Here is a 24718-nt window from a genome sequence, read left to right as displayed (position 1 = left end):
GGGCGGCGGGCCTCATCATGCGATGAGGTCGACCGCGCGGCCGAGCCGGCCGGCGAAGTCCTGCACGAACTGCCACGCGACGCGCCCCGAGCGGCTGCCGCGCGTCACCGACCATTCCAGTGCCTCCCGGCGGACGATTTCCGCCCCGGCTTCGATGCCGAGCGCCGCGAGATAGCCGCCGACCATCGCGAGATAGTCGTCCTGACTGCAATTGTGGAAGCCGAGCCAGAGCCCGAACCGGTCGGACAGCGAGACCTTCTCCTCGACCGCCTCGCCGGGATTGATCGCGGTCGCCCGCTCGTTCTCGATCATGTCGCGCGGCAGAAGGTGCCGCCGGTTCGACGTGGCGTAGAAGAGGACGTTCGCCGGCCGTCCCTCGACGCCACCTTCGAGCGCCGCCTTCAGCGACTTGTAGGACGCGTCGCCCCCGTCGAACGACAGGTCGTCGCAGAACAGCACGAAGCGGAAGGGCGCGTCGCGCAGCGCGTTCATCAGTTCGGGCAGGTGCGCGATGTCCTCGCGCGGAATCTCGATCAGCTTGAGAAGCGGCTGGCTTTCGGCGCGTCCGGCGTTGGCTTCGGCGTGCACCGCCTTCACCAGCGACGACTTACCCATGCCCCGCGCGCCCCAGAGGAGGGCGTTGTTCGCCGGTAGCCCAGTCGCGAAGCGGCGCGTGTTGTCGAGAAGGATGTCGCGCGAGCGGTCGATGCCTTGCAGCAGCCCGATCGGAACGCGGTTCACCCGTCGCACCGGGACGAGGCGGCCGGGCGGCTCGAACACGAAGCAGTCGGCCGCCTCGAAGTCGAGCGGTGGTATCGGCGGCGGTGCCAGTCGCTCCAGCGCCGCGGCCACCCGTTCGAGCAGCGGCGCGAGATCGTGGGGAAGCGTGGAGGAGGGGGCCGTCACCGCGACCATCCGTGCGAAGGCGTATGTTGCATTGGAGAGGACCGTTCGTATATTTCGCGCACTTCGTAAAGGGCCGGCACGGCTCGCGATTCTGATCCTCGGGAGTTTTCGGATGTTCGTCACGCCGGCCTTGGCGCAAGCGCAGACCGCGGTCGGCGGAGGGGGACCGAACGACATTCTGATCACGATCCTGCCATTCGTGGTCGTGTTCGCGATCATGTACTTCCTGATCATCCGGCCGCAGCGCTCGCAGCTGAAGAAGCGCGAGGAGATGATCCGCAACATCCGCCGCGGCGATACGGTGATCACCGGCGGCGGCATCGTCGGCCGAGTGACGAAGGTGCTCGAGAACGGCGAACTGGAAGTGCAGATCGCGGAACAGGTGAAGATCCGCGTGCTGCAGGCGACCGTCACGGAGGTGCGCGTGAAAGGCGAGCCGCAGGCCGCGAACGCCAAGTGACTTCGCGCCGTGCCCGCGCACGGCTGATGAGTTCGTAAAATCTGATTTCAGCGGGCGCTCCGTCGGGACGACGGCGCCGGCTGCGGACCGGTCGGGATCGACATGCTCTACTTCGAACGCTGGAAAGTGATCCTGATCTGGGCGGTGGTGTTCGTCGGGGCGCTCTTCGCCTCGCCGAACATGATTCCCCGTTCGGTGCTGGATTCGATGCCGAACTGGCTGCCGAAGCGGCAGATGGTGCTCGGCCTCGACCTCCAGGGCGGCGTCTATCTGCTCTACACGATCGATCGGCAGGACTTCGCGCAGCGCCGCCTGCTCAGCCTCGTCGGCGACGTGCGCAATGCGCTGCAGCAGAACCCGCGCATCGGCTACACGAACCTCCGCGTGCAGGGGCAGAGCGTGCAGCTTCGCCTGCGCGACCCGTCGCAGGTGGCGGAGGCGCGCAGGCGCCTGGAGGCGCTGCGCAACCCGATGAACTCCTCCGTGTTCGGCGGCACCGCCGTGAACGAGTTCGATCTCAACGTTTCCGACGACGGCGCGGCGCAGTTCACCTATGCCGAAGCTGGGCTGTCGCGTCGCGTCGGCGAGATCGCGCAGCAGTCCATCGAAGTGATCGAGCAGCGCATCAACCAGCTCGGCACCGTCGAGCCGTCGATCCAGCGGCAGGGCGACGACGGCATCCTTGTCGAGGTGCCGGGCCTGACCGACCCCGCGCGGCTGAAGGACCTCATCGGGCAGACCGCGCAGCTCACCTTCCATCTCGTCCAGAACCAGATTCCCGCCAGCGAAGCGGAGGCGAACCGCAAGCCGGGCGTGCAGGTGCTGCCGTCGAAGGACAATCCCGGCGTCGCTTTCGTCGTGGACGACGCTCCGCTTCTGACCGGGCAGGACCTCAGCGGCGCGTCCTCGGGTTTCGACCAGCGCTCCAACGAGCCGATCGTCTCGTTCCAGCTCAACTCCGCCGGCACGTCGAAGTTCGGTCGCGTCACGCAGCAGAACGTCGGCCGGCCCTTCGCCATCGTCCTCGACGACAAGGTCATCTCCGCCCCGACGATCCGCGAGCCGATCCTGCAAGGGACGGGCCAGATCAGCGGCAGCTTCACCTCGCAGTCGGCCAACGATCTGGCGATCCTGCTGCGGGCGGGCTCGCTGCCGGCGCGGCTGATCATCGACGAAGAGCGCACGATCGGCCCGAGCCTCGGCGCCGACTCGATCCGCGCCGGTCTGATCGCCTCGATCGTCGCGACAGTCGCGATCGCGATCTTCATGGTCGCCTGCTACGGCCTGCTCGGCTTCTTCGCCGACCTGGCGCTCATCGCGAACAACGCGCTGATGATCGGCATCCTGACCGCGCTCGGCGCGACGCTGACCTTGCCTGGTATCGCCGGCATCGTCTTGACGATGGGCATGGCGGTGGACGCCAACGTCCTGATCTACGAGCGCATCCGCGAGGAGGGGAAGGCCGGCAATTCGGTGATCGTCGCGCTCGACCACGGCTTCCGCCGCGCCTTCGCGACCATCATCGACTCGCACCTGACGGCGCTGATCGCCGCCATCGCGCTGTTCTCGCTCGGCTCCGGGCCGGTGCGCGGCTTTGCGGTAACGCTCGCCATCGGCATCATCTCGACGCTTTTCACGTCCTATCTCGTGACCCGGCTGATCGTCGCGCTCTGGGCGCGAAAGTCGCGTCCGAAGGCCCTGCCGCTCTGAGGCGAATTCCATGAAACACATCCGCCTCATCCCGGACGACACGAACCTGCCCTTCATGAAATGGGCTAAGGTCCGCACGCCCGTATCGATCGTCCTGATCCTCGTGTCCTTCGCGCTGTTCTTCGCGGTCGGGGTCAATGCCGGCATCGACTTCAAGGGCGGCACCGTCATCGAGGTGCACAGCCACCAGCCGACGGCCGACATCGCGGACATCCGTTCCAAACTCGATGCACTCGCGCTCGGCGAGGTGCAGATCCAGACCATCGGGTCGCCGAACGAGGTGCTGATCCGCGTCGCGGCGCAGCCGGACGGCGCGCAGGCCGATCAGGCCGCGGCGCAGCGCGTCCGCGACACGCTCGGGGCAGCGGACTACGATTTCCGCCGCGTCGAGACGGTCGGTCCGCGCGTGTCGGGCGAACTGGCGCGTACCGGCACGCTGGCCGTGCTGTTCACAATCGCCGGCATCATGGCCTATATCTGGGTGCGGTTCGAATGGCAGTTCGGCGTCGCCGCGGTCGCGACGCTGGTGCACGACGCGATCCTGACCGTCGGTTTCTTCGCCGCGACGCAGATCGACTTCAATCTGCAGAGCCTCGCCGCGATTCTAACGATCATCGGCTACTCGTTGAACGACACGGTGGTGATCTTCGACCGCATCCGCGAGATCCTGCGCAAATACAAGCAGATGCCGATCCGCGACGTGATCGACCTCGCGACGAACCAGACGCTCGCGCGTACGATCATGACGTCGCTGACGCTGCTCCTGGCACTGCTCTCGCTCTACGTCTTCGGCGGCCCGGTGATCCGTTCGTTCACCGCCGCGATGATCTGGGGCATCATCGTCGCGACCGCTTCCTCGATCTTCATCGGCGGCCCGATCCTGATCTACTTCAACATCCGCGCGCCGAAGGACGAGGCGAAGAAGGAAGAGGTGAAGAAGCCGGCCGGCACCGTTCCCGCCAAGACGCCGGCGCGCGCGGGCTGATCGCGTGTCCTCCGGCATCGAGGTTCGGCAGGCGCACTTTCCGGGGCGCGCGCCGATCGAGGCATACGGCAACGGCGGCTTTCGCTTCGCCGGCATGTCGCATCGCGGCTCGCTGCTGTGCCTGCCGTCCGGCATCTACGGCTGGGAGGCGACGGAAACTGCGCCCTTCTCGGGGAAGCGGCTCCTGAAGGTCTTCGAGGAGGCCGACAGCTTCAAATTCTTCCTGTTCGGCACGGGTCTCGAACTCCGGCGGCTGCCGAAGCCGCTGGTCGAGCGCTTCCGCAGCCTCGGCCTGTCTTGCGACGCCATGTCGACCGGCGCGGCGGTACGGACGCTAAACGTCATGCTGTCCGAGGAGCGCCCGGTCGCGGCGGCTCTCGTCGCGATCGAGTAGCGGAGCGATGCCGGACGGCTTCACCGAATGCGAAGCGCTCGTCCGGCGCGACGATCCCGACCGCGCCGTGGCCGTCGCCTTCGCGGCGCGCGACCGATGGCCGTATCTCAACGCGCTCTACGCTTTCGATATCGAGACGGCGCGCATCCGGCAGATCGTCAGTCAGCCGCTGCCGGGCGAAATCCGGCTGCAATGGTGGCGGGATCGGATCGAGGCGCATGCGGCCGATCCGCTGGAGGCCAGCGGGCAGGGCAGTCCGGTCGCGGCGGCGCTGCTGGAGACCATCGCGACCTGCGACCTGCCGGCGTCCGCCTTCGAAACCTTGCTCGATGCCCGCATCTTCGACCTCTACGACGATCCGATGCCGGGGCGGGCCGAGCTCGAAGCCTATGCCGGCGAGACCGCGTCGGCGGTGCTGATGCTGGCGGCGATGGTTCTCGACCGCGAGGGCGCATCCGCCGCTTCCGAAGCCGCGGGACATGCGGGTGTCACGCGGGTCGTGGCGGAAGCCGTCACGCTGCTCGACCGCCGTCCGGCCCACGCGCAGATCTTCTTTCCCACCGACATTCTCGACGCGGTCGGCTGCGCGCGAGAAGCCTTGTCGGGCGATGACGAAGAGCGGCGGCGCGCGGTCGCCGCGATGGCGGCCTTCGGCCTCGATCACGCGGCTAAGGCGAGAGCGGCAGCGGCGGCACTGCCTAGGTCGCTGAAGCCGGTCTTTCTGACGCTCGACCCGATCGAGACGTCGCTGCGCCGCGCGAACTCTCCGGGTCCGACGCTCGGCCGCGCCGCGCCGTTGCGGCGTCTCTTCTCCTACTGGCGGGCGATGCGGCGGTGACGACGGGTGTCCTTAGACGCGGACGCGTCAGCCGGTTCACCGCCGCTTTCGCGGAAGGAATCGGTCTCGCCGTCGCGCGCTTTCCGGTCACTGCGCTTGCGATCGCCGGTTTCGCGAGCCTTCTCAGCTTGGCGATCGAAGATTTCCATCCGTTCGACGATGCGGCTTGGCTGCGGGCGCAGTCGGCGCTGGTCGGCGCTGGAGCCGTCGCGGCCGCCGCCGCGCTGTTCGGCGAATCGCGCGGCTGGTCGAGCGGCCTGCGCTTTGCCATGTCCCTCGCCGCGGCGATCATCGCCGGTTGCGCCGTGTTCTTTGGGCGGCAACTCGGCGTCTTCGCGCCGCCGTTGATCGCCGCCCTCTGCCTTGCCGTGCCCCTCGCGCCACATTTGTTCACCTCCAATTCCCTTCGCTTCTGGACCTTCCTGCACTGGGGTGCATTCGGAGCGGCGCTCGCCTTCGTATCGGTGCTGCTCTTCGTCCTCGGCGTGACGGCGATCCTGGAGATGGTCCGCTACCTGTTCGACGTCGGCATTCCGCAGCGCGCCTACGAACATCTCTATGTCGTCGCATGCGCCTTCGTCGGTCCGCTGTTCGCGCTCGGCCGCATCCCGCGCGATCTCTTCGAAGAGGCGGTGATCGCCGCTCCGGCAGAGGATCGGTTGAGTTCCGGTCTCGGCACGCTGCAGGACTGGATCGCGGCGCCGCTCGCGCTGGCGGTAGCGCTGGTGCTGCACGCCTATGCGGCGAAGATCGTGTTGACGGGCGAGTTGCCGAAGAACCAGATCGGCTGGATCGTCGGCAGCTTCGCGCTGTTCGCGTTGACCGTGCGGGTCGCCGCGCATCCGTTCCTGACGCGCGGCGGCGTTGCCACACGCCTGTTCGGACGCATCTGGACGGCGACGCTCGTGCTGCCGCTCCTGCTCCTCGCTTATGGGCTCTGGCTGCGGATTTCGGATCAAGGCGTCACCGGCGAGCGCTACTATCTCGGCCTCGCCGCCGTGTCGGCTGGCGCAATCGTGCTCGCTCAAGTCTTCCCTCGGCTTCGTGGCGACATCCGTCTTATGGCAGCGGTGCCGGTGCTGCTCCTGGCGCTCTCGGCCTTCGGTCCGTGGGGCGTTGCCCAGACCGTCGCCCGCAGCCAGATCGACCGGCTTCTTCGCGACTATCCGAGCCTCGGACGAGACGGGGATAAGGTCGATGCCTTGACGGAAGAACGACGGGAAGCGGCGCGCACGCGCCTGCAGGCAATAGCTGCGGTCGGCGCGCTGCCGGCGCTGATGCCGCATCTCGGCGACGAGGACCGGAACGCCGTGGCCGGTCTCGAGGAAGACCGGCAACTGACGGTGCTGCTCGATCGGCTCGGGCTCGGCTACGGCACGCCGTCGCCGCAGTATCGCTCGTTTGCCGGGCAGAAGCCTGTCGCTCTCGACGTCACCGGCTACGACACGTTCTTCACGAACCTCGGTGCCTACGCGTCGGAGTTTTCCGGAACGGTCGCAACCGACGCGCCGCCGCAGTTCGTCACGCAGAACGGCGAGATCACGCTGCGCTGGCAGGGCGTCACGGATCGTTTCGACGCCGCCGCCGCGGTTCGCTCGCTGCCGGACGTCGGCGGAGCGTCGCCGGAAGCTGTCGCGCCGTTCGTCGCCGACATCCGCACACGCGACGGCCGCTCCCTGCGCCTGTTCGTCCGCTCGGCATCGTTCGATCCGGCGACGCTCGGCGGCGTCAGCCTGTCCTTCGATCTCGCCTTGCGCCGAGCCGAATGGCCGGCCTCCGCCTCACTCGGCGGCGGCGGGCAGCGCTGAGACCGGCGGCAAGCCGAGCCAGGCGCCGCAATCGGCGAGGGCGCGCGCCGACAGGGCGCGGCGTTTCGCCAGCGTCTTCTCCTTGCCGCGCATCCGCTTGCCCTCGCTGCGCGGCGCCTCGATCGGCGGAAACAGGCCGAAGTTGACGTTCATCGGCTGGAACGAGCGCTTGCCGCCTTCCTCTTCGACCGAAAGGTGGCCACCGGTGATGTGGCGCAGGATCGCGCCCATCGCCGTGGTCTCCGGCGGCGGTTCCGCGGCCTCGCCCATCGCCTCGGCGGCGGCGAAGCGTCCGGCGAGGAGACCGATCGCGGCGGATTCGACGTAGCCCTCGCAGCCGGTGATCTGGCCGGCAAAGCGGATGTCGGGACGCGAGCGCAGACGCAGCGATCCGTCGAGCAGCCGGGGCGAATCGAGGTAGGTGTTGCGATGCAGCCCGCCGAGGCGTGCGAACTCGGCATTCTCCAGGCCGGGAATCGTGCGGAACACCCGCACCTGCTCGGCATATTTCAGCTTCGTCTGGAAGCCGACCATGTTGTAGAGCGTGCCGAGCGCGTTGTCCTGTCGAAGCTGCACGATCGCGTAAGCCTTCTCGTCCGGCTTGTGCCGGTTGGTCAGGCCCATCGGCTTCATCGGGCCGTGCCGCAGCGTTTCCGGCCCGCGCTCCGCCATGACCTCGATCGGCAGGCAGCCGTCGAAATAGGGGACGTGCTCCCATTCCTTGAAGGTCGTCTTCTCGCCCGCCAGCAGTTCGGCGATGAAGCGCTCGTACTCGTCGCGGTTCATCGGGCAGTTGACGTAATCCTCGCCGTTGCCGCCCGGTCCGACCTTGTCGTAGCGCGACTGGAACCACGCGATGCCCATGTCGATCGTGTCGAAGTGCACGATCGGCGCGATGGCATCGAAGAAGGCCAGGGCGTCCGCGCCGGTCTCCGCCCGGATCGCTTCGGCGAGCGCCGGCGCGGTCAGCGGACCGGTGGCGATGACCGTCGCTCCCCACTCGCGCGGCGGCAGGCCCGAGACTTCCTCGCGGCGGATATCGATCAGCGGATGCCGCTCGATCTCGGTGGTGACGCGGGCGGCGAAGCCCTCGCGGTCGACGGCGAGCGCGCCGCCGGCCGGAACCTGATGCGCGTCGGCCGACCGCATGATGAGAGAGCCCGCCAGCCGCATCTCGGCGTGGAGCACCCCGACCGCGTTCGTCGCGGCATCGTCGGATCGGAACGAGTTCGAGCAGACCAGTTCGGCGAGGTCGCCGCTCTTGTGCGCGGCCGTCTCTCGCACGGGACGCATCTCATGGAGGACTACCGGGATACCCCGTTCGGCGATCTGCCACGCGGCTTCGCAGCCTGCCAGGCCGCCGCCGACAACGTGAATTGGATCGTTCTGCATGGCCGTCGGTCTAGCACGTCCGCAGAAACGACAACACCCGCCGGGGGAGGAACCGGCGGGTGTCGTTTGACGGCCTTCGATGGGAGGAGGTTCGAAGGCCTCCGAACCTGCAGTGGGAGGAGGATCCGCAGGCTCCATTCGCGCTCGCTCTGGGAGGAGGTGAGCTCGCGCGAAATCTCTATCTGTTCATCGGCTTAGCGGTTGGCAACCTCGCAAGGTCAGCCGATTGCCTTCCGGGCTACGTTCGGGATGTCCGAGCGCGAAATTCCGAGATCGGCCAGCTCGCGGTGCGAGAGGCGATTCAGCTCGTTGCAGGTCTCGCGGTAACGGCGCCAGTTCTGGTACGACCGAGCGATATTCATTGCCCTCTTCCTTCGGACCGGAGCCCTCGGACCTATTCCTCTCGGCTCCGTTGAGCTTGAAGGTAAGAGAGGCGCCCACTGAGCACCAGAACGGAATGCGCATGGCTGAGATGCGCTTTGTGCATCGCAGCATTAATCGTTTCGCAGCACGTCTCGTCGAGGGTTCCGGCGGCGTGCTGGCGGTGTGATCGCCACGGTGATCGAGAAGGCCCGATCCGGCTTTGGCATTCAAGCCGACCTTGCGGCGAGCTTGCGCGGGCATTCCGATCCGGAGGCCCGATCGGCGGCCTTTGTTCTTTTCCCCCTCGTTAACTGGTGTTATGGAGGCGCCTTCCCGGCAGCCGCTCGGCAGGGTTCGGCGGGCGTGGCGGAACTGGTAGACGCACCAGATTTAGGTTCTGGCGCCGAAAGCGTGGGGGTTCGAGTCCCTCCGCCCGCACCAGTTGCCGATCGTGCGGCTGCCGGAAACCGTCCGTTTCGGGCGGTACCTATTCCTGGCATGCAGCCGGCCCGACGATGTATCCGCATCGTAGAGGGCCGGTCCGCATGCCGCCAACGAGACAAGGCCGGCGGCCGCATGATGCGCGGCGACCGGCATGAGAGGACTGAGAAGCGATGCAGGTCAAGGAAACCACGGCCGAGGGCCTGAAGCGAGTCATCGAGGTCGTGATCCCGGCGTCCGACCTCGAGGCCCGGCTGCAGACCCGCCTGCACGAGGCGAAGGATCAAGCGCGTCTGAAGGGCTTCCGCCCCGGCAAGGTGCCGCTGGCGCACCTGCGCAAGACCTACGGCCGCTCGATGATGGCCGAGATCATCAACCAGATCCTGAACGAGACGCCGCGCTCGGTGATCGCGGAGCGCAACGAGCGGTCCGCCATGCGGCCCGAGATCGAGATGAGCGAGGATGCCGGCGAAGCCGAGAAGGTTCTCGGCGGCAAGGAGGATTTCCGCTTCAAGATTTCCTACGAGATGCTGCCGGCGTTCGACCTCAAGGACACAGCCGGCATCAAGGTCGAGCGCCCGGTCGTCGAGGTGCCCGAGGAAGAGGTCGAGGATCAGGTCAAGCGCATCGCGGAGAACGCCCGCAGCTACGAGCCGACCGAGGAAGGCGCGCAGGACGGCGATCGCGTGACCCTCGATTTCGTCGGCAAGGTCGACGGCGAGGCTTTCGATGGCGGCACCGCTGCCGACCAGAACCTCGTGCTCGGCTCCAAGACGTTCATTCCCGGCTTCGAGGACCAGCTCCTCGGCGCGAAGGCCGGCGACGAGAAGGCGGTCGACGTGACGTTCCCGGCCGACTACGGCGCGGAGAACCTCGCCGGCAAGGATGCCACCTTCGACGTGACCGTGAAGGCCGTCGCCCGACCGGCGGAGCTGGAGCTCGACGACGAGGTGGCGAAGCGCCTCGGCATCGAATCCCTGGAGCGGCTTCGCACCGTCGTGCGCGAGCAGATCGAGAGCCAGTACGGCCTCGCCACCCGCCAGAAGGTGAAGCGCCAGCTCCTCGACGCCCTCGACAAGGACTACGACTTCGAGCTGCCGGAACGGCTGGTGCAGGCCGAGTTCGACAACATCTTCGCGCAGGTGCAGCAGGAGCTGAAGAGCGCCGGCAAGTCGTTCGAGGACGAGGAGACGACGGAAGAGAAGGCGCGCGAGGAATACCTCGTGCTCGCCAAGCGCCGCGTGCGTCTCGGGCTCGTGCTGTCCGAGATGGGCGAAAAGGCGGGCGTCCAGATCTCGGACGAGGAGATGCAGCGCGCGCTGTTCGACCAGGTGCGCCGCTTCCCCGGCCAGGAGCAGCAGATCTACGAGTACTACCAGAAGAACCCGGAAGCGGTGGCGAGCCTGCGCGCGCCTCTCTACGAGGAGAAGGTCGTCGACTGGCTGCTGACGAAGATCGACGTGACGGACAAGACCGTCACCAAGGAAGAGCTGATGAAGGAGGACGAGGAGCCGCTGGCGCTCGCGTCCTGAACTTCCTTCTCTTTTTCAGAAGCGAAGGCCGGCGTCCCGCCGGCCTTTTTCGTCTTCGGGCCCGGGAAAGGACGCTGGACCCGGGCTGGAAGTCGGCGTGCGCGAGTCTTGCGAAGGCCAGCCGCGCGGTCCTATCTACGCCCTGGGCTCCGGCCACCCGATTCTCCCGCGACGGTTCCCGCCGCCGCTCCAATCGAAAGCGCGAACCATGACGCATCCCGTCGAAAGAGCGATGAACCTCGTGCCGATGGTCGTCGAGCAGACGAACCGCGGCGAGCGGGCCTACGACATCTTCTCCCGCCTCCTGAAGGAGCGCGTGATCTTCATCACCGGGCCGATCGAGGACGGCATGTCGACGCTGGTCTGCGCGCAGCTCCTGTTCCTTGAGGCCGAGAACCCGAAGAAGGAGATCGCCCTCTACATCAACTCGCCGGGCGGCGTCGTGACCAGCGGCATGGCGATCTACGACACGATGCAGTTCATCAAGCCGGCCGTCTCGACGCTCTGCATCGGACAGGCGGCCTCGATGGGCTCGCTGCTGCTCTGCGCCGGCCATCCGGACATGCGCTTCGCGACGCCGAACGCCCGCATCATGGTCCACCAGCCCTCCGGCGGCTTCTCGGGCCAAGCCTCCGACATCGAACGGCACGCGCAGGATATCATCAAGCTGAAGCGCCGCCTGAACGAGGTCTACGTGAAGCACACGGGCCAGGACTACGAGACGATCGAGAAGACGCTCGACCGCGACCACTTCATGACGGCGGACGAGGCGAAGGAGTTCGGCCTGATCGACCGGGTCTACTCGTCCCGCGAGGCGCTCGAGTCGCAGCTCCAGTCCGGCTCCTGAGGCGCGACGCCTCGCCGCGCAACGCGGCGGCGGTTTGACGCGTTCAGTCCGAACGGCATGCCTCACGAAGAGGTTGCCGCTAGGTCAGAGCAGATCGGTAAGAATTCGCGGTCATCATCGGGGCTGCGAGTCGTCCGGTCAGGGTCGCTCAAGCTTGTCGACTGAGCATAAGGCAGGTCGCAGGATTGTCATATGCGGCGCATTCGGGCCGCGGGGGAGCCGCAGTTGCATTCGTTGCGACGCGGCATAACATAAGGCGAGATGGGCGGTTGCCGCGCTTTGCGACAGCCGCCATCGGGCCGGAAGGAAATTCGTATGAGCAAAGTGAGCGGCGACTCCAAGAACACGCTCTACTGCTCTTTCTGCGGAAAGAGCCAGCACGAGGTGCGCAAGCTGATCGCGGGCCCGACCGTGTTCATCTGCGACGAATGCGTCGAGCTTTGCATGGACATCATTCGCGAGGAGAACAAATCCTCGATGGTGAAGTCTCGCGAGGGCGTTCCGACCCCGCAAGAGATCATTTCGGTCCTCGACGATTACGTGATCGGCCAGAGCTTCGCCAAGAAAGTGCTCTCCGTCGCGGTCCACAACCACTATAAGCGGCTCGCGCACGCGCAGAAGAACAACGACGTCGAGCTGGCGAAGTCGAACATCCTGCTGATGGGCCCGACCGGCTGCGGCAAGACGCTGCTCGCCCAGACGCTCGCCCGCATCCTCGACGTGCCGTTCACCATGGCCGACGCCACGACGCTGACGGAAGCCGGTTACGTCGGCGAGGACGTCGAGAACATCATCCTCAAGCTGCTCCAGTCGGCCGACTACAATGTCGAGCGCGCCCAGCGCGGCATCGTCTACATTGACGAGATCGACAAGATCAGCCGCAAGTCCGACAACCCCTCGATCACCCGCGACGTGTCGGGCGAGGGCGTGCAGCAGGCGCTGTTGAAGATCATGGAAGGCACCGTGGCGAGCGTGCCGCCGCAGGGCGGGCGCAAGCATCCCCAGCAGGAGTTCCTGCAGGTGGATACGGCGAACATCCTGTTCATCTGCGGCGGTGCCTTCGCGGGCCTCGACAAGATCATCTCCGACCGCGGACGCAAGACGTCGATCGGCTTCGCGGCGAACGTCTCCTCGCCGGAAGACCGGCGGACGGGCGAGCTCTTCCGCAAGGTCGAGCCGGAAGACCTCCTGAAGTTCGGGCTCATCCCGGAGTTCGTCGGCCGGCTGCCGGTGCTGGCGACGCTGGAGGACCTCGACGAGCCGGCGCTCGTCCAGATCCTCGTCGAGCCGAAGAACGCCCTGGTGAAGCAATACCAGCGCCTGTTCGAGATGGAAAACGTCGAATTGACGTTCCATGAGAACGCCTTGCGCGCGATTGCTCGTAAGGCGATCGAACGCAAGACCGGCGCGCGCGGCCTCCGTTCGATCATGGAGGCGATTTTGCTCGACACGATGTTCGACCTGCCGACGCTGGAAGGCGTGCAGGAAGTGGTCATCTCCGACGAGGTGATCGAGGGCAACGCCCGGCCGCTCTACATCTACGCTGAGCGCAAAGACGAGAAGGAAAACGTCAGCGCCTGAGGCCGGGGGTCTCGCGACCGCGCCGGATGCTCGGCGGGCGGATCGCCCGTCGTCCGGCGTCGAGGTCCAGCCGGGAAGCCGGCCGGGCTAGAAACGCAGGCAGCGTGCATTGAAGCCTCGGGCGACGACGACCACATGATCGACTGGCGTTCGCTGGGAGTGCCCGATCGGGGCTCGAAGGGAATGGCCGCCCGCGGCTGATCGGCCGCAGAAAGGACATTCATGTCGAACAAGACCAACGAGGATCAGTCCGGCGCGACTTTGTATCCGGTTCTGCCGCTTCGCGACATCGTCGTTTTCCCGCACATGATCGTGCCGCTGTTCGTAGGCCGCGAGAAGTCGATCAAGGCGCTCGAAGAGGTGATGGGCGCCGACAAGCAGATCCTTCTGCTGACCCAGAAGAACGCCGGCGACGAGGACCCGACCGCCGAGGCGATGTACGACCTCGGTACCGTCGCGAACGTGCTGCAACTCCTGAAGCTTCCCGACGGCACCGTGAAGGTGCTGGTGGAGGGCATGACGCGGGCGCGCATCACCAGCTTCTCGCCGCGCACCGAATGGCACGAGGCGTCGGCTTCGATCGTGCCGACCGCCGACGAGGATCAGGTCGAGCTCGAAGCGCTGGCGCGCTCGGTCGTTTCCGAGTTCGAGAACTACGTCAAGTTGAACAAGAAGATCTCGCCGGAAGTCGTTGGTGCTGCTGGGCAGATCGACGACTACTCCAAGCTTGCGGACACCGTCGCCTCGCATCTCGCGATCAAAATCGCCGAGAAGCAGGAGATGCTGGGTCTCGTCAGCGTGCGGGCGCGGCTGGAGAAGGCGCTGAGCTTCATGGAGGCCGAGATTTCGGTGCTTCAGGTGGAGAAGCGCATCCGCTCGCGCGTCAAGCGCCAGATGGAGAAGACGCAGCGCGAGTACTACCTCAACGAGCAGATGAAGGCGATCCAGAAGGAACTCGGCGACGGCGAGGAAGGCCGCGACGAGGTCGCCGAGATCGAGGAGCGCATCAAGAAGACCAAGCTGTCGAAGGAAGGCCGCGAGAAGGCTCAGGCCGAGGTCAAGAAGCTTCGGCAGATGAGCCCGATGTCCGCCGAGGCGACGGTCGTGCGCAACTACCTCGACTGGCTGCTCGGCCTGCCCTGGGGGCAGCGCTCGAAGGTCAGGATCGACCTGAACCAGGCCGAGGCCATCCTCGAAGCCGAGCATTACGGTCTCGAGAAGGTCAAGGAGCGGATCGTCGAGTATCTGGCGGTGCAGAGCCGGCAGGCGAAGCTGAAGGGTCCGATCCTGTGCCTCGTCGGCCCGCCCGGCGTCGGCAAGACCTCGCTCGCCAAGTCGATCGCCAAGGCGACCGGCCGCGAATACGTGCGTGTCGCGCTCGGCGGCGTTCGCGACGAGGCTGAGATTCGCGGGCATCGGCGCACCTATATCGGCTCCATGCCCGGCAAGATCATCCAGTCGATGAAGAAGGCGAAGAAGAGCAATCCGCTCTTCCTCCTCGACGAGATCGACAAGATGGGTCAGGACTTCCGCGGCGATCCGTCCTCGGCGCTGCTCGAAGTGCTGGATCCCGAGCAGAACGCGACCTTCATGGATCACTACCTCGAGGTCGAGTACGATCTGTCGCCGACGATGTTCGTGACGACGGCGAACACCCTGAACATTCCGGGTCCGCTTCTCGACCGCATGGAGTTGATCCGCATCGCGGGTTATACCGAGGACGAGAAGGTCGAGATCGCGCGGCGCCATCTTCTGCCGAAGGCGATTCGCGATCATGCCCTGAAGCCGGAGGAGTTCTCGGTCGGCACCGACGCGCTGCAGGAGATCGCGCGGCGCTATACGAGGGAAGCCGGCGTCCGCTCGTTCGAGCGAGAACTGATGACGCTCGCGCGCAAGGCCGTGACGAAGATCCTGAAGGGCGAGGCGACGACGGTGGAAGTGTCCGCCGCCAATATCGCCGACTACCTTGGCGTCTCGCGCTATCGCTATGGCGAGGCCGAATCGGACGATCAGGTCGGTGTCGTCACTGGGCTCGCCTGGACTGAGGTCGGCGGCGAACTGCTGACCATCGAAGGCGTCATGATGCCCGGCAAGGGCAAGATGACGGTCACGGGCAACCTCAAGGACGTGATGAAGGAGTCGATCTCGGCCGCGGCGTCCTACGTCCGCAGTCGCGCGATCGACTTCGGCATCAAGCCGCCACTGTTCGACAAGCGGGACATCCACGTCCACGTGCCGGAAGGCGCGACGCCGAAGGATGGTCCGTCGGCCGGTACTGCCATGGCGACCGCCATCGTCTCCGTGATGACGGGCATTCCCGTGCGGCGCGACATCGCCATGACCGGCGAGATCACGCTGCGGGGCAGGGTGCTTCCGATCGGGGGCTTGAAGGAGAAGCTGCTCGCGGCGCTGCGCGGCGGCATCAAGACCGTGCTGATCCCGGAGGAGAACGCGAAGGATCTCGCGGACATTCCGGACAACGTGAAGAACAATCTCGAGATCATCCCGGTGTCGCGGATGGGCGAGGTTCTCTCGAAGGCCTTGATACGCTCGCCCGAGCCGACCGAATGGTCGGAAGAGGAGGCGCTGGTGGCGGCGGTGCCGGCCGACGGCGAGTCGGCGGCAGTCGCTCACTGATTACAAAAACGGGCTGAAAACAGGGTGCCGCTCCGTCAGGAGCGGCATTTTTGTTGGCAAAGGCCTGTTTTGCGGCGCTTTTGTTCTTATCCGCACTTGCGCCGATTTTGATAGTCGACCATCGTCCCGGCCCCGTGCAGCCGTTTGCACTTGGTCAGGAGATGGACGCATGAACAAGAACGAGCTCGTTTCCCAGGTCGCCGACAAGACCGAACTGTCGCGCCAGCAGGCGACGTCGGCGGTCGACGCGGTGTTCGACGCCCTGCAGACCGCCCTCGGCAAAGGGGACGACATTCGCCTCGTCGGTTTCGGAACGTTCTCGGTTTCGCATCGCGCGGCGTCCAAGGGCCGCAACCCGTCGACTGGCGCCGAGGTCAATATTCCGGCTCGCAACGTTCCGCGCTTCGCGCCTGGCAAGTCCTTGAAGGATGCCGTGAACAAAGCGGGCAAGTAAGTAATCCTCCGAGTCCCGAACGCAGCCTGCTGAAGCGACGGTTCCGGCCGAACCGTCGCTTGCCGCAAAGGGCGGAACTGCACGGGTACCGTATCCGACCGTCGCCTCACGGCCGCCTCGGCCCGGCCGGCCTACGAATCGCCGAAAAGTGGTGGGCGATGACGGACTCGAACCGCCGACATCCTCGGTGTAAACGAGGCGCTCTACCAACTGAGCTAATCGCCCGCCTGCGCTGTCCTCGATAGGCCGTTCGCAGCGGGAAAACAAGGTTGATAGGCCGGTATCGAGCCATGCGCCGCATCGGCGCGCGCACTGTCGCAGGCTTTTCCGCGTCGGTTCGCACGAATGGCGCGCGAGCTCGCTTGACAGCAAAAATGGCGTCCCGTAGACACCCCTCACGCCGCGAGCCGGAACGGTTCGCGAGCCAAGCGCGGGTGTAGCTCAGTCGGTTAGAGTGCCGGCCTGTCACGCCGGAGGTCGCGGGTTCGAGCCCCGTCACTCGCGCCATTGAGCCATGCCCATTATCCGATCGAATCCTCACGCGGTTGCTCGCGTTTTCGTGCCGAGACGCATTCGTTGCGGATCGAGGCCGGGCGCAGCATATGTGCTTTGGGCATTCGAAGGCGTGGAATAGCCGAAGAATGTGGTCGCGCAACCTTTGGTGGGTATACGAGACTCGGGATTGAATTAAAGAGACGGTATTGTCTTTGATACGGGTAAGCTTGTGTCTCTCAAGAGCAATCCCATCGATGTTCACGTCGGACAGCGGCTCCGTTCACTTCGCCTGGACAAGGGGCTGACGCAGGAAGAGCTCGGCGCTTCGGTGGCGGTCAGCTATCAGCAGATCCAGAAATACGAGACCGGGATGAACCGGATCAGTGCCAGCCGGCTGTATCTGCTGGCGCGGCACCTCGGCGTCGGTCCCGCATACTTCTTCGAGGATCTGGACGAAGCCAGCGTTGCGGAGCCGGCCGCCTCCAGCGCTCGAAACGCGCAGGGAGCGCGGGCCGCCGACCGAGCCTGACGTTCGTCCTGTCCGCCGCCAGCGGATGGGCGCGCCGTTTCCGATCGTGCGCCTGGGCAGAAGCGGGCGCCTGCTTTCATGGGCGGCTTTCGGACGCATTGATTCCGGTTCTTTTCGACGTATCTCCACGAAAGAGTTGTCGAAGCGGCATCGAGCCGGCTATTGCGTTTCCGGCGGCTCGACCCCGCGCGAGACGCGTCCGGAAAACGACCCATGTCCCAACTGCTCGGATCCTATCTTCCGATCGTGATCTTCGTCGGCGTCGCGCTGCTCATCGGCTGTGCGCTGCTGGTTTCGCCGTTCCTCATCGCCTTCAAGGCACCGGACGACGAGAAGCTGTCGGCCTACGAGTGCGGTTTCGATGCCTTCGACGACTCGCGCATCAAGTTCGACGTGAGATTCTATCTCGTCTCGATCCTGTTCATCATCTTCGACCTCGAAGTCGCCTTCCTGTTCCCGTGGGCGGCGACGTTCGGCACGATCAGCTGGTATGCCTTCTGGTCGATGATGGTGTTCCTGGGCGTCCTCACGGTCGGCTTCGTCTACGAATGGAAGAAGGGTGCCCTGGAATGGGACTGAAGGACGGATTCGAGGCGTCGCTCCTGCGCGCGCAGATGACGGATCTCGGCTCGGCGCAACCGCTGACGGTGAAGCCGGCTGCCGATCCGTTCCTGACCGAGGTCAACGACGAGCTGGCCGACAAGGGCTTCATCGTCACCTCGACGGAAGACCTGATCCAGTGGGCGCGCACGGGCTCGCTGATGTGGATGACGTTCGGTCTCGCCTGCTGCGCGGTGGAGATGATGCAGGCATCGATGCCGCGCTACGATTTGGAGCGCTTCGGCTTCGCGCCGCGCGCCTCTCCGCGCCAGTCGGACGTGATGATCGTCGCCGGGACGCTGACCAACAAGATGGCGCCCGCGCTCCGCAAGGTCTACGACCAGATGCCGGAACCGCGCTACGTCATCTCGATGGGCTCCTGCGCCAATGGCGGCGGTTACTACCACTATTCCTATTCGGTGGTGCGCGGCTGCGATCGCATCGTGCCGGTCGACATCTACGTGCCGGGCTGTCCGCCGACGGCGGAGGCGCTGGTCTACGGCATCCTTCTCCTGCAGAAGAAGATCCGTCGCACCGGCACGATCGAGCGCTGAGCGGCTTCGCACGTACTACGCAGGAACGGCCGATCCCATGGAAGAATTGTCCAACGAAGTCCGCCGCGTCCTCGGCGAAGACACCGCGAACCATGCGATCCGCTACGGCGAGCTGACGCTGACCGTTCCGGCCGGAGCGCTGGTGGAGACCTTGCGCCGGCTCCGGGACGACCCGAGCCTGCGCTTCGTGTCGTTCATCGACATCTGCGGCGTGGACTATCCGGAGCGCGAGCAGCGCTTCGACGTCGTCTATCACCTGCTTTCGCCTTACCGGAACCAGCGCATCCGCGTGAAGGTGATGGCCGGCGAGGACGATCTGGTGCCTTCCGCGACGCCTGTCTTCCCGGCGGCGGACTGGTACGAGCGCGAGGCGTTCGACCTTTACGGCATCCTGTTCTCCGGCCACCCGGACCTGCGCCGCATCCTGACCGACTACGGTTTCGACGGCTATCCGCTGCGCAAGGACTTTCCGATGACGGGCTTCGTCGAAGTCCGCTACGACGAGGCGGTGAAGCAGGTCGTCTACGAGCCGGTCCAGCTTCGTCAGGAGATGCGCAACTTCGATTTCCTGTCGCCATGGGAGGGCACCGACTACGTGCTGCCGGGCGACGAGAAGTCGAAGGCGAATTGAGGCCGACACGGTGAGCGAGGGTCTTCCCGGCGGTTGTCTTTGTGGTTCGGTGCGCTTCACCGCCGTTCCGAAGAACGATGAGATGGGCGTCTGTCACTGCGGCATGTGCCGGCGGTGGAGCGGCGGCGTCTTCATGGCGGTGGAGTGCGAGTCGCTCGAGATCGGCGACGAAGCCGCGCTCGGCGTCTATCGGTCCTCGGAATACGGCGAACGCGTCTTCTGCCGCACCTGCGGCTCAAGTCTGTTCTGGCGCATGCAGGACGGTAGCCACGTCGCGGCATGCCTTTCGGCCTTCGACGATCCTTCTCGCTTCAGGTTCACGAGCGAGATCTACATCGACGAGAAGCCGGCGACCTACGCTTTCGCCAACGATACCAGAAAAATGACCGGGAGCGAGTTCCTCGCGTCCGTGGCCGGAGAAGGGGCCTGAGCATGGCCGAGGTCGACGTCCGCAACTTCAACATCAATTTCGGCCCGCAGCATCCGGCGGCGCACGGCGTGCTGCGCCTCGTGCTGGAACTCGACGGCGAGATGGTCGAGCGGGTAGACCCGCATATCGGCCTCCTCCACCGCGGCACGGAGAAGCTCCTCGAGCAGAAGACCTTCGTGCAGGGCACGCCGTACTTCGGCCGCCTCGACTATGTGGCGCCGATGAACCAGGACCACGCCTACTGCCTTGCCATCGAGAAGCTGCTGGGGCTGGAAGTGCCGAAGCGCGGCCAGCTCGTGCGCGTCCTGTTTTGCGAGATCGGCCGCATCCTGTCGCATCTCCTGAACGTCACGACGCAGGCGATGGACGTCGGCGCGCTGACCCCGCCGCTCTGGGGCTTCGAGGAGCGCGAGAAGCTCGTCGTCTTCTACGAGCGCGCTTCCGGTTCACGCATGCACGCGGCCTTCATCCGGCCGGGCGGCGTCCATCAGGACCTGCCGCCGGAACTGATCGACGACATCGGTGCATGGTGCGATCCGTTCCTGAAAACCTGCGACGACATCGAAGGCCTTTTGACCGACAACCGCATCTTCAAGCAGCGCAACGTCGATATCGGTGTCGTGTCGCTGGACGAATGCTGGGCGCGGGGCTTCTCGGGCGTGATGGTGCGCGGCTCCGGCGCGGCTTGGGACCTGCGGAAGAGCCAGCCCTACGAGTGCTATTCCGAGATGGATTTCGACATTCCGGTCGGCAAGAACGGCGACTGCTACGATCGGTACCTGATCCGCATGGTCGAGATGCGCGAGTCCGCGAAGATCATGAAGCAGTGCGTGGAGAAGCTGCGCGGGCCGGAAGGTGCCGGACCGCTGAATTCGCCGAAGGGCAAGGTGGTGCCACCGAAGCGGGCGCAGATGAAGCGCTCGATGGAGTCGCTGATCCACCATTTCAAGCTCTATACCGAAGGCTTCCACGTGCCGGCCGGTGAGGTCTATGCGGCGGTCGAGGCACCGAAGGGCGAGTTCGGCGTCTATCTCGTTTCGGACGGCACCAACAAGCCGTACCGCTGCAAGATCCGCGCGCCGGGCTTCGCGCATCTGCAGGCGATGGACTTCATGTGCCGTCACCACATGCTGGCCGACGTCTCCGCCATTCTCGGCTCCCTCGACATCGTGTTCGGCGAGGTAGACCGGTAATCCGGATCCGGTATGTACGGCTTCTGTGCTAAGGTCATGGCATGAGCGCGCTACCGAAACCGAACAAGCCAAACATGACCGTCGACGAGTTCGTCGAATGGTGTGCTGCGCGGGACGACGACGAACGGTGGGAACTGGTCGACGGTGTTCCCGTCAGAATGATGGCGCCGCAGACGCCGCGGCATACGGATGCAAAGGGCTTCATCTGGAACGAGTTCAGGCGTGCGATCGCAACGGCAGGCCTGTCATGCAGGGCATTTCTGGACGGTGTCGGCACGAAGATCGGCGAGTACACGTCCCGCATTCCGGACGTATCGGTGCAATGCGAACCGATGGATGACGATGCCGTCTGGCTGACCGCGCCTATCGTCCTGGTCGAAGTGGTTTCGCGTGGCAGTGTCACGCGGGATGGTCGCGATAAGCTGATAGAGTATTTCGGCCTCCCTAGCGTTGAGCATTATCTGCTCGTCTACCCGGAGCGGCGCACGGTCGTTCATCATCAGCGTAAAGCTTCGAGTCGCGACATCGCGACCCGGATTGTCGAGGAAGGCGAAATCGAGCTCTCTCCGCCGGGTTTCAGCGTCGTTGTTTCGTCGTTCTTCGAAGACGAAACGTTCCGGCCGTCCACCATCTGACGCAGGCCTGCCGTGCGCCTTTCCACCACTGGCCTTTTGAAAAGCCTGTGTTAGAACGCGGCGCAGCAATCGCGGTTTAGAAGCGAACCAAGTTCGATGTCCGTCAGACGCCTCGCGGAAGATGCCGTCCAGCCGGCGCGCTTTGCCTTCACCGACGAGAACAGCGCCTGGGCCGAAAAGACGATCGACCGCTTTCCCGAAGGCCGCCAGCAGTCCGCGGTGATCCCGCTGCTCATGCGGGCGCAGGAGCAGGAAGGCTGGGTGACGAAGGCGGCGATTGAGCACGTCGCCGACAAGCTCCGCATGCCGCTGATCCGCGTCCTCGAAGTTGCGACTTTCTACACGCAGTTCCAGTTGAAGCCGGTCGGCACCAGGGCGCATGTGCAGGTCTGCGGTACGACGCCGTGCATGCTGCGCGGCTCGGACGCGCTGAAGGAAGTCTGCCGCAAGAAGATCCATCACGACCAGTTCCATACGAACGACGACGGAACCCTGTCGTGGGAAGAGGTCGAGTGCCTGGGCGCCTGCGTGAACGCGCCGATGGTGATGATCTTCAAGGATACCTACGAGGATCTGACGCCGGAACGGCTGGAAGAAATCATTGATGCCTTCGCGCGCGGGGAGGGGCCGAGCGTCCCGGCCGGCCCGCAGATCGACCGGCATCTCTCGGCGCCGATCGGCGGGCCCACGACGCTGTTGTCCGAAGAGGGATCGCAGGGCACGCAGGCGGGAGCCGATTCAGGTCCTGCCGCCGAAGGCGCTCCGCACCAAGGCAGCGGGTCCGGCGGTGCGGTCGGTCCGGAATCGCAGGCCGCACGCCCCGACACGCATGCGCCCGAGACGGACGCTTCGATGTCGGCCCCCGGCAAGGCGACGAACGGCAACGTGCCGCAGCAGGTCGAGGCGAGCCACAAGATCGACGTGGCGGAAGGTGCGGACCGACCGGGCAATGGCGAGACCGGCGGTACGCAGCAGGGGCCGACCGGCGCGCTCGATAAGGACAAGGACGCGCTCGATCGGGGTTCGGCGTCGAAGGATGCCGATACCGTCCGACGCGATGGCCCGCTCGGCGCGAAGGGGCAGGCCGACGACGAGGCGGTCGTCCAGGATCACAAAAAGGTCGATCCGGTGGATCACGCGTCGGACCACGGCGTACCGGCGGGCGACGCACATCGGGCCGGCAAGTCCTCCGATGGCTTGCCGGATGCGCCCGAGGGAACGCGGGCGGCCGAGGACATCGCGCCGCCGGTGGAAGCGAAGCGGGTGACCGACGACGTGGTCCCCGCCGGTCCCGCGGCGTCGGACGTCCTCGAAACCAACGCCGAAGCCGAAGCGCAGAAGCGCGAAGCCTCGCCGGCGGTCGAGGGAACGCTGGAAACGAGCGGGCCAAAGCCGATCGGCCAGAAGCCGGCCGGTCTGCTGGAGCAGCCGGATGGCGAGAAGGACGACCTCAAGGCTATCCGCGGCATCGGCCCGGTGATCGAGAAGACCTTGAACGAGATCGGCGTTTTCCATTTCAGGCAGATCGCCGCATGGTCGGTCGAAGAGCTTGTCTGGGTCGACGATCATATCAACTTCCATGGCCGGGCTTTGCGCGACCGCTGGATCGAGCAGGCGAAGGACCTCGCGGCCGGCCGTTCCGGCGAGCGCGGGTGAGGCGGGAGCGGCATGATGCTTGAGGACAAGGACCGCATCTTCACCAACATCTACGGCCTGAAGGACAAGAGCCTGAAGGGCGCGATGTCGCGCGGCCATTTCGACGGTACCAAGGACATCGTCGGCAAGGGCCGCGACTGGGTCATCAACGAGATGAAGGCGTCGGGCCTCCGCGGTCGCGGCGGCGCCGGCTTCCCGACCGGACTCAAATGGTCGTTCATGCCGAAGGAAGTCGGCGAGCGCCCGCACTACCTCGTCGTCAACGCCGACGAGTCGGAGCCCGGCACCTGTAAGGACCGGGAGATCATGCGGAACGATCCGTTCACGCTGATCGAGGGCTGCCTGCTCGCCGGCTTCTCCATGGGTGCGCATGCTGCCTACATCTATGTGCGCGGCGAATACATCCGCGAGCGCGAGGCGCTGCAGCTCGCCATCGACGAGTGCTACGACGCCGGCATCCTCGGGCTCGACAACAAGTGCGGCTGGGACTTCGACGTGATCGTGTCCCATGGCGCGGGCGCGTATATCTGCGGCGAGGAGACGGCGCTGCTCGAAAGCCTCGAAGGCAAGAAGGGCCAGCCCCGCCTGAAGCCGCCGTTCCCGGCGAACATGGGTCTCTACGGCTGCCCGACGACGGTGGCGAACGTCGAGTCGGTCGCGGTCGCGCCGACCATCCTGCGCCGTGGCGGCGCGTGGTTCGCCGGCATCGGCCGGCAGAACAACACCGGCACCAAGCTCTTCTGCATCTCGGGCCATGTGGAGAAGCCCTGCACCGTCGAGGAGTCGATGGGCATCTCCTTCCGCGAGCTGATCGAGAAGCACTGCGGCGGCATTCGCGGCGGCTGGGACAACCTTCTCGCCGTCATCCCCGGCGGTGCGTCGGTGCCCGTCGTGCCGGCGAAGGACATCATCGACGCGCCGATGGACTTCGACGGATTGCGCGAGATCAAGACCTCGCTCGGCACGGCGGCGGTGATCGTCATGGACAAGTCTACCGACATCGTCCGGGCGATCGCGCGCCTCAGCTACTTCTACAAGCACGAGAGCTGCGGCCAGTGCACGCCGTGCCGGGAGGGCACCGGCTGGATGTGGCGCGTGATGGAGCGCATGGTCGTCGGCAACGCGGAGAAGCGCGAGATCGACATGCTGCTTGACGTGACGAAGCAGGTGGAAGGCCACACGATCTGCGCGCTCGGCGATGCTGCGGCCTGGCCGATCCAGGGCCTCTTCCGCCACTTCCGCGCCGAGGTGGAGAAGCGGATCGACGACTACAGCCGCAACGCCACGCCGCGCGTCAACGCGCCGACGATGCTGGAAGCGGCGGAGTAGGGCGGATGGTGGAGATCATCGGCCGGGCTGAAATCCTGACCGTCCAGAAGTCGGACGTGTCGAGCTCGCTCTTTTCCGATTGCGATCTGTCGGAAGCGCGGTTCGCGAACGTCGATCTCTCGGGCTCGGAGCTCGACAACGTCGATCTTGCAGAGATTGCAGTCACGAACGCGGACCTCAGCGATGCCAAGTTCGCGAATGTCGACCTGACGAACGTGCGGTTCGAGAATGCGGTCGTCGAAGGGCTGGTGATCAACGGCGTCGATATCGCTGCATTGATCGGCATCGGCGCGACGGCCAAGCGGGGCATGAACTGAG

Annotated in this window: 23 protein-coding genes, 3 tRNA genes and 1 pseudogene; 23 read left to right on the top strand and 4 right to left on the bottom strand. The window is 65.5% G+C overall.

Annotated features, from left to right (window positions below; genetic code table 11):
* Positions 1-15 precede the first annotated feature (15 nt).
* Entirely contained in the window at positions 16-915 is a 900-nt protein-coding gene (locus tag F6X38_RS04000; RefSeq protein ID WP_150968239.1) for an ATP-binding protein, read from the bottom strand.
* Between the two features lie 103 nt (positions 916-1018).
* Between F6X38_RS04000 and yajC the strand changes: the two genes are divergently transcribed.
* The 6 genes from yajC to F6X38_RS03970 all read left to right on the top strand — a co-directional run bounded on the left by yajC (position 1019) and on the right by F6X38_RS03970 (position 7101).
* On the top strand, positions 1019-1366 hold the full coding sequence (gene yajC, locus F6X38_RS03995) for a preprotein translocase subunit YajC (RefSeq protein ID WP_150968238.1): 348 nt from the start codon (positions 1019-1021) through the stop codon (positions 1364-1366).
* A 102-nt stretch (positions 1367-1468) separates the two neighbouring features.
* Positions 1469-3076 carry a protein translocase subunit SecD gene (secD, locus tag F6X38_RS03990; protein WP_150968237.1) on the top strand — a complete coding sequence of 536 codons (1608 nt, stop codon included), beginning with the start codon at positions 1469-1471 and terminating at the stop codon, positions 3074-3076.
* Between the two features lie 10 nt (positions 3077-3086).
* A complete protein-coding gene (secF, locus tag F6X38_RS03985; protein ID WP_150968236.1) occupies positions 3087-4061 on the top strand; it encodes a protein translocase subunit SecF in 975 nt (324 codons plus the stop codon).
* A 4-nt stretch (positions 4062-4065) separates the two neighbouring features.
* Positions 4066-4455 carry an Mth938-like domain-containing protein gene (locus tag F6X38_RS03980; RefSeq protein WP_150968235.1) on the top strand — a complete coding sequence of 130 codons (390 nt, stop codon included), beginning with the start codon at positions 4066-4068 and terminating at the stop codon, positions 4453-4455.
* Positions 4456-4462: 7 nt separating this feature from the next.
* Positions 4463-5293, top strand: a complete 831-nt coding sequence (locus F6X38_RS03975; RefSeq protein ID WP_150968234.1) for a squalene/phytoene synthase family protein — start codon at positions 4463-4465, stop codon at positions 5291-5293.
* A gap of 128 nt (positions 5294-5421) precedes the next feature.
* The gene (locus F6X38_RS03970) at positions 5422-7101 is read left to right on the top strand and encodes a DUF4153 domain-containing protein (RefSeq protein ID WP_150968233.1); all 1680 of its coding nucleotides are present in this window, start codon (positions 5422-5424) and stop codon (positions 7099-7101) included.
* Here the strand turns inward: F6X38_RS03970 and trmFO are convergent.
* Positions 7075-8493: a methylenetetrahydrofolate--tRNA-(uracil(54)-C(5))-methyltransferase (FADH(2)-oxidizing) TrmFO gene (trmFO, locus tag F6X38_RS03965; protein ID WP_150968232.1), complete on the bottom strand. Its 1419-nt coding sequence runs from the start codon at positions 8491-8493 to the stop codon at positions 7075-7077. The two genes, F6X38_RS03970 and trmFO, sit on opposite strands and share 27 nt — an antisense overlap.
* Positions 8494-8711: 218 nt before the next feature.
* Positions 8712-8855, bottom strand: coding sequence for a DUF1127 domain-containing protein (locus tag F6X38_RS03960; protein WP_150968231.1), 144 nt, complete (start codon positions 8853-8855; stop codon positions 8712-8714).
* A gap of 358 nt (positions 8856-9213) precedes the next feature.
* Between F6X38_RS03960 and F6X38_RS03955 the strand changes: the two genes are divergently transcribed.
* From F6X38_RS03955 to F6X38_RS03930, 6 genes are all read left to right on the top strand, one after another.
* Positions 9214-9297 (top strand) — tRNA-Leu (locus tag F6X38_RS03955).
* A gap of 173 nt (positions 9298-9470) precedes the next feature.
* Entirely contained in the window at positions 9471-10829 is a 1359-nt protein-coding gene (gene tig, locus F6X38_RS03950; protein WP_150968230.1) for a trigger factor, read from the top strand.
* A 208-nt stretch (positions 10830-11037) separates the two neighbouring features.
* On the top strand, positions 11038-11676 hold the full coding sequence (locus F6X38_RS03945) for an ATP-dependent Clp protease proteolytic subunit (protein WP_150968229.1): 639 nt from the start codon (positions 11038-11040) through the stop codon (positions 11674-11676).
* 315 nt (positions 11677-11991) lie between these two features.
* On the top strand, positions 11992-13257 hold the full coding sequence (gene clpX, locus F6X38_RS03940) for an ATP-dependent Clp protease ATP-binding subunit ClpX (protein WP_150968228.1): 1266 nt from the start codon (positions 11992-11994) through the stop codon (positions 13255-13257).
* 222 nt (positions 13258-13479) lie between these two features.
* Positions 13480-15894 (top strand): endopeptidase La, encoded by a 2415-nt coding sequence (gene lon / locus F6X38_RS03935; protein ID WP_150968227.1) that lies wholly within the window; start codon positions 13480-13482, stop codon positions 15892-15894.
* 169 nt (positions 15895-16063) lie between these two features.
* Positions 16064-16348 carry an HU family DNA-binding protein gene (locus F6X38_RS03930; protein WP_150968226.1) on the top strand — a complete coding sequence of 95 codons (285 nt, stop codon included), beginning with the start codon at positions 16064-16066 and terminating at the stop codon, positions 16346-16348.
* 149 nt (positions 16349-16497) lie between these two features.
* Here F6X38_RS03930 and F6X38_RS03925 read toward each other — a convergent pair.
* Positions 16498-16573, bottom strand: a tRNA-Val gene (locus tag F6X38_RS03925).
* A gap of 205 nt (positions 16574-16778) precedes the next feature.
* On the opposite strand from F6X38_RS03925, the gene F6X38_RS03920 reads away from it, so the two are divergent.
* From F6X38_RS03920 to F6X38_RS03870, 11 genes and pseudogenes are all read left to right on the top strand, one after another.
* Positions 16779-16855: transfer RNA gene (locus tag F6X38_RS03920), tRNA-Asp, on the top strand.
* 217 nt (positions 16856-17072) lie between these two features.
* Positions 17073-17372 carry a helix-turn-helix domain-containing protein gene (locus F6X38_RS03915; RefSeq protein WP_246191185.1) on the top strand — a complete coding sequence of 100 codons (300 nt, stop codon included), beginning with the start codon at positions 17073-17075 and terminating at the stop codon, positions 17370-17372.
* A 213-nt stretch (positions 17373-17585) separates the two neighbouring features.
* Positions 17586-17951: an NADH-quinone oxidoreductase subunit A gene (locus F6X38_RS03910; RefSeq protein ID WP_150968224.1), complete on the top strand. Its 366-nt coding sequence runs from the start codon at positions 17586-17588 to the stop codon at positions 17949-17951.
* Positions 17942-18526, top strand: a complete 585-nt coding sequence (locus tag F6X38_RS03905) for a NuoB/complex I 20 kDa subunit family protein (RefSeq protein ID WP_161992606.1) — start codon at positions 17942-17944, stop codon at positions 18524-18526. Before F6X38_RS03910 ends, F6X38_RS03905 begins: the two co-directional genes overlap by 10 nt.
* Before the next feature lie 37 nt (positions 18527-18563).
* Positions 18564-19157 carry an NADH-quinone oxidoreductase subunit C gene (locus F6X38_RS03900; protein ID WP_150968223.1) on the top strand — a complete coding sequence of 198 codons (594 nt, stop codon included), beginning with the start codon at positions 18564-18566 and terminating at the stop codon, positions 19155-19157.
* A gap of 10 nt (positions 19158-19167) precedes the next feature.
* Positions 19168-19587, top strand: coding sequence for a GFA family protein (locus F6X38_RS03895; protein ID WP_246191184.1), 420 nt, complete (start codon positions 19168-19170; stop codon positions 19585-19587).
* 2 nt (positions 19588-19589) lie between these two features.
* Positions 19590-20780 (top strand): NADH-quinone oxidoreductase subunit D, encoded by a 1191-nt coding sequence (locus F6X38_RS03890; RefSeq protein ID WP_150968222.1) that lies wholly within the window; start codon positions 19590-19592, stop codon positions 20778-20780.
* A 74-nt stretch (positions 20781-20854) separates the two neighbouring features.
* Entirely contained in the window at positions 20855-21415 is a 561-nt protein-coding gene (locus F6X38_RS03885; protein ID WP_210248876.1) for a Uma2 family endonuclease, read from the top strand.
* A 96-nt stretch (positions 21416-21511) separates the two neighbouring features.
* Positions 21512-22288 (top strand): annotated as a pseudogene (gene nuoE, locus F6X38_RS23835) (NADH-quinone oxidoreductase subunit NuoE); the annotation flags it as partial.
* Positions 22289-23086: 798 nt separating this feature from the next.
* The gene (gene nuoF, locus F6X38_RS03875) at positions 23087-24400 is read left to right on the top strand and encodes an NADH-quinone oxidoreductase subunit NuoF (RefSeq protein WP_150968219.1); all 1314 of its coding nucleotides are present in this window, start codon (positions 23087-23089) and stop codon (positions 24398-24400) included.
* Between the two features lie 8 nt (positions 24401-24408).
* Positions 24409-24717, top strand: coding sequence for a pentapeptide repeat-containing protein (locus tag F6X38_RS03870; RefSeq protein WP_161992605.1), 309 nt, complete (start codon positions 24409-24411; stop codon positions 24715-24717).
* Position 24718: the final 1 nt, after the last annotated feature.

Origin of the sequence: Plantimonas leprariae (assembly GCF_008802405.1) — a bacterium.
Taxonomy (GTDB): Bacteria; Pseudomonadota; Alphaproteobacteria; order Rhizobiales; family Rhizobiaceae; genus Plantimonas; species Plantimonas leprariae.
The sequence above is the reverse complement of the archived record's forward strand: the minus strand, read 5'-3'. Positions and strand labels throughout refer to the sequence as shown.

Excerpts from the sequence above, each read along its gene's own strand:
- nuoF (WP_150968219.1), top strand. The coding sequence starts at position 23,087 with ATGCTTGAGGACAAGGACCGCATCTTCACCAACATCTACGGCCTGAAG.
- F6X38_RS03975 (WP_150968234.1), top strand. The coding sequence starts at position 4,463 with ATGCCGGACGGCTTCACCGAATGCGAAGCGCTCGTCCGGCGCGACGAT.
- F6X38_RS03900 (WP_150968223.1), top strand. The coding sequence starts at position 18,564 with ATGGAAGAATTGTCCAACGAAGTCCGCCGCGTCCTCGGCGAAGACACC.
- clpX (WP_150968228.1), top strand. The coding sequence starts at position 11,992 with ATGAGCAAAGTGAGCGGCGACTCCAAGAACACGCTCTACTGCTCTTTC.
- F6X38_RS03885 (WP_210248876.1), top strand. The coding sequence starts at position 20,855 with ATGACCGTCGACGAGTTCGTCGAATGGTGTGCTGCGCGGGACGACGAC.
- F6X38_RS03960 (WP_150968231.1), bottom strand. The coding sequence starts at position 8,855 with ATGAATATCGCTCGGTCGTACCAGAACTGGCGCCGTTACCGCGAGACC.
- tig (WP_150968230.1), top strand. The coding sequence starts at position 9,471 with ATGCAGGTCAAGGAAACCACGGCCGAGGGCCTGAAGCGAGTCATCGAG.
- F6X38_RS03890 (WP_150968222.1), top strand. The coding sequence starts at position 19,590 with ATGGCCGAGGTCGACGTCCGCAACTTCAACATCAATTTCGGCCCGCAG.
- lon (WP_150968227.1), top strand. The coding sequence starts at position 13,480 with ATGTCGAACAAGACCAACGAGGATCAGTCCGGCGCGACTTTGTATCCG.
- F6X38_RS04000 (WP_150968239.1), bottom strand. The coding sequence starts at position 915 with ATGGTCGCGGTGACGGCCCCCTCCTCCACGCTTCCCCACGATCTCGCG.
- yajC (WP_150968238.1), top strand. The coding sequence starts at position 1,019 with ATGTTCGTCACGCCGGCCTTGGCGCAAGCGCAGACCGCGGTCGGCGGA.
- F6X38_RS03910 (WP_150968224.1), top strand. The coding sequence starts at position 17,586 with ATGTCCCAACTGCTCGGATCCTATCTTCCGATCGTGATCTTCGTCGGC.
- F6X38_RS03930 (WP_150968226.1), top strand. The coding sequence starts at position 16,064 with ATGAACAAGAACGAGCTCGTTTCCCAGGTCGCCGACAAGACCGAACTG.
- secF (WP_150968236.1), top strand. The coding sequence starts at position 3,087 with ATGAAACACATCCGCCTCATCCCGGACGACACGAACCTGCCCTTCATG.
- trmFO (WP_150968232.1), bottom strand. The coding sequence starts at position 8,493 with ATGCAGAACGATCCAATTCACGTTGTCGGCGGCGGCCTGGCAGGCTGC.
- F6X38_RS03905 (WP_161992606.1), top strand. The coding sequence starts at position 17,942 with ATGGGACTGAAGGACGGATTCGAGGCGTCGCTCCTGCGCGCGCAGATG.
- secD (WP_150968237.1), top strand. The coding sequence starts at position 1,469 with ATGCTCTACTTCGAACGCTGGAAAGTGATCCTGATCTGGGCGGTGGTG.
- F6X38_RS03945 (WP_150968229.1), top strand. The coding sequence starts at position 11,038 with ATGACGCATCCCGTCGAAAGAGCGATGAACCTCGTGCCGATGGTCGTC.